This window comes from Aeromonas piscicola, assembly GCF_000820005.1.
GTDB lineage: Bacteria > Pseudomonadota > Gammaproteobacteria > Enterobacterales > Aeromonadaceae > Aeromonas > Aeromonas piscicola.
This window is the reverse complement of the sequence record NZ_CDBL01000060.1, coordinates 3,032-5,804: the sequence shown is the minus strand read 5'-3', so window position 1 is coordinate 5,804 and position 2,773 is coordinate 3,032. Positions and strand designations below refer to the sequence as shown.

The 2,773-nt window shown below is 62.7% G+C and carries 4 protein-coding genes; 1 reads left to right on the top strand and 3 read right to left on the bottom strand.

Going from position 1 to position 2,773, the window contains the following annotated elements; all coding sequences use genetic code 11:
- Window positions 1–411, top strand: a 411-nt coding sequence (locus BN1128_RS15810) for a pyridoxamine kinase (RefSeq protein ID WP_042870482.1), incomplete at its 5' end; no start/stop codon positions are given.
- Between the two features lie 135 nt (window positions 412–546).
- Here the strand turns inward: BN1128_RS15810 and BN1128_RS15805 are convergent.
- The 3 genes from BN1128_RS15805 to BN1128_RS15795 all read right to left on the bottom strand — a co-directional run.
- Window positions 547–879 carry an antibiotic biosynthesis monooxygenase family protein gene (locus BN1128_RS15805; RefSeq protein WP_042870480.1) on the bottom strand — a complete coding sequence of 111 codons (333 nt, stop codon included), beginning with the start codon at window positions 877–879 and terminating at the stop codon, window positions 547–549.
- A gap of 117 nt (window positions 880–996) precedes the next feature.
- A complete protein-coding gene (locus BN1128_RS15800) occupies window positions 997–2,115 on the bottom strand; it encodes a glycerol dehydrogenase (protein WP_042870479.1) in 1,119 nt (372 codons plus the stop codon).
- Between the two features lie 239 nt (window positions 2,116–2,354).
- Window positions 2,355–2,773: GNAT family N-acetyltransferase (locus BN1128_RS15795; protein ID WP_042870477.1), on the bottom strand; the 419-nt coding region annotated here is incomplete at its 5' end.

The window sequence follows — 2,773 nt, the reverse complement described above, 5'->3', positions numbered from 1 at the left end:
ACACTGTGTGACACGCACCTGGCTGATCTGGTCCAGACCCGTGCCGCGGCGCATCAGTTGCTGGCCCGGGGTGTGAAGATGGTGCTGGTGAAGCATCTGGGTCGCGCCGCTCGCGAGCCGGGTCGCTTCGAGATGCTCTTGGCTACCCCGGATGGGGATTACCTGATCGCCCGTCCGCTCTATGAATTTGCCCGTCAGCCGGTGGGGGTGGGGGATCTCATCAGTGCCCTGATGCTGGCCAATCTGCAGGCAGGCTTTGATGCCGTGACGGCGTTTGAGCGCACCAATGCGGCTGTGGATACTGTGCTGCTGCACACCTGGCAGGCGCAGGCTTATGAGTTGCAGCTGATCACGGCGCAAGCGGCATTTGCCGAGCCCGTGATCAGGGTGCGTGCCGAGCGGCTGGCCTGATGCAGCTTCCCTGTATGAACAGGCTGGTGTGATCATAATCATATTCCAGCTGGTGAGCACGCCAGAGCCAGCTGGTCATGTCAGTGACAGGCCCAGCAGGGGATGGATACGTGACCAGCGGGCCCTGACTGTTTGCTATGAGATCCCGGCGTACTGGCCTGATCCGGTCCCCTGGCACTGTGCCACCGCCTGATAGTGCTCCACCGTGGGGAAGGGGTCGTAGAAGTGATGCAACAATGCCTTCCACTGCTGGTACTGGGGTGAGCCGCGAAAGCCCTGAGTGTGATCTTCGAGCCGCTGCCAGCTGACCAACAGCAGATAGCGGTGGGGATCGGTCAGCGAGTGCTGCAACTGGTGCCCGGTGTAACCCGGCATGGCACTGATGATGGCCTGGGCTTGGCCAAAGGCCTGCTCGAAGGCGGCTGCCTGACCCGAGATGACCTGCAGATGAGCGACTTCCAATATCATGGTGACTCCTTGTCCTGAGAGGGGAAGGGGCATTCCAGCATTTCGGGGCGCAATAGACAAGGCCAGCCGCACGGCTGGCCTTGTCATTATTGATCAGGGATGCGTTTTATCCATTGATCAATGGTTGGGATGGCGGGCCCGATAGCGCTCTGCCATGGCGTTGGCCGCGATCATGGCGCCGTAGACATCCTGCTCGTTCACGGCCATGGGCATGTTGCCCATGGTGTCGAGGGAATCGCAGGCAAGCGCCGCCACCTTGCGCCACTCGCTCTCGACAAAGCGGGTCAGCCCCATCTCCTGCAGTGTCATGGGCAGACCGGCGACATGGATGATGCGCATCACCTCGTCGAGCTCGGCCTGGGGTGCGCGCTCCAGCACCAGCTGGGTCAGCAGCCCGAAGACCACCTTCTCTCCGTGCTGGGCACGGTGCAGGTCGGGCACCACCGACATGCCGTTGTTGACCGCATGGGCTGCCGCCAGACCACCGGCCTCGGCGCCGACCCCGCTCAGGTAGATAGTGGCCTCGATGATCTGCTCCAGCGCCGGTGTGGTGACGTGATGGCGCACCGCGTCCATCGCCATGTCGATGTTCTCCCCCAGCAGCTCATAGCAGAGCCGGGCCAGGCCAAGCCCGGTGCGGGAGGGGCGTTTTCCCACCAGGTTGATGCCATCGGCCCGATAGCAGGCGCGGGCTTCGAAATAGGTGGCCAGCGCATCCCCCACGCCGGCGGCGAAGAAGCGGACAGGGGCTGCGGCTATGATGGCGGTGTCGGCGATCACCACGTCCGGGTTCTGGGGCAGGAACAGATAGCGCTCGAACTCGCCCGCCTGATTGTAAATGACCGCCAGCGCGGTACAGGGGGCATCGGTAGAGGCTATGGTGGGGAACAGCACCACGGGGCGGCGCAGGTAGAAGGCGACCGCCTTCGCCACGTCCAGGGTCTTGCCACCGCCGATCCCGACGATCACGTTGGCGCCCTGCTGTTCAGCGAGATCCACGAGGCGGTGGATCTCGATGTCGGTACATTCGTAGTTGAATTTCTCGACCGCGCCCTTCAGGCCCGCTTGCAGCAGGCCGGCCAGCGCCTCTTCACGCACCCGCTCCAGAATGAACTCGTCGCTGACGAGCAGGGCGTTGTCGCCAAAATCTTTCACATGATCATGGAGTTGGGGCAGAAGGTCGTGGCCGATGATGAACTTTTTGGGGGAGGTGACGGTACGAGGCAGGATAGGCATACAGGATTCCTCAAGGCAGTGAGTGGCACCCGGTTGGTATGCAAACGGGTCTTCCTGCCACACCATACGCCTCGTCAGCCATCAGGTGAAGGGAGAGTGGGGTTCATCCCTCGATTAAATTAATCAAAGTGCATATTAGATGGTTTATCTGGGGTGAAGAGATGCAGGCTGCGAGGTGCCGATGGCCAGCATGCGCCCTCTCTGGAAGCAGGGCGCAAGGCCATCTTTGCAGGGGAAACTCAGAGCTGCTTGTAGAAGAAGAGGGTGGCCGCCAAGGTGCCGTCGGCACTGCGGGCAAAGTCCGGGATCTGGCCTGCCTCCTGATAGCCCAGCTGGCGATAGAGGCTGGATGCCACATCGCCGACCCGGGTATCGAGCACCAGCAGGGTACGCCCGGCGTCACTGGCCCCCTGCTCCATGGCCGCCATCAGGGCGCGGCCGACCCCCTTGCCACGGGCGTGACTGTGCACCATCAGCTTCTCCACCTCGGCCCGGTGGCGGCCGTTGGCCTTGGTACAGAGCGCCAGTTGCAGGGTGCCGACCAGCTGATGCTGCTCGAAGGCGACCCAGAGCCGACGGTTGCCAGCCGCCAGCTCCGTCTCTATCCCTTGCCAGTATCCCAGCCCCTGCTCTTCCGTCAGCGGCGGCAAAAATCCCA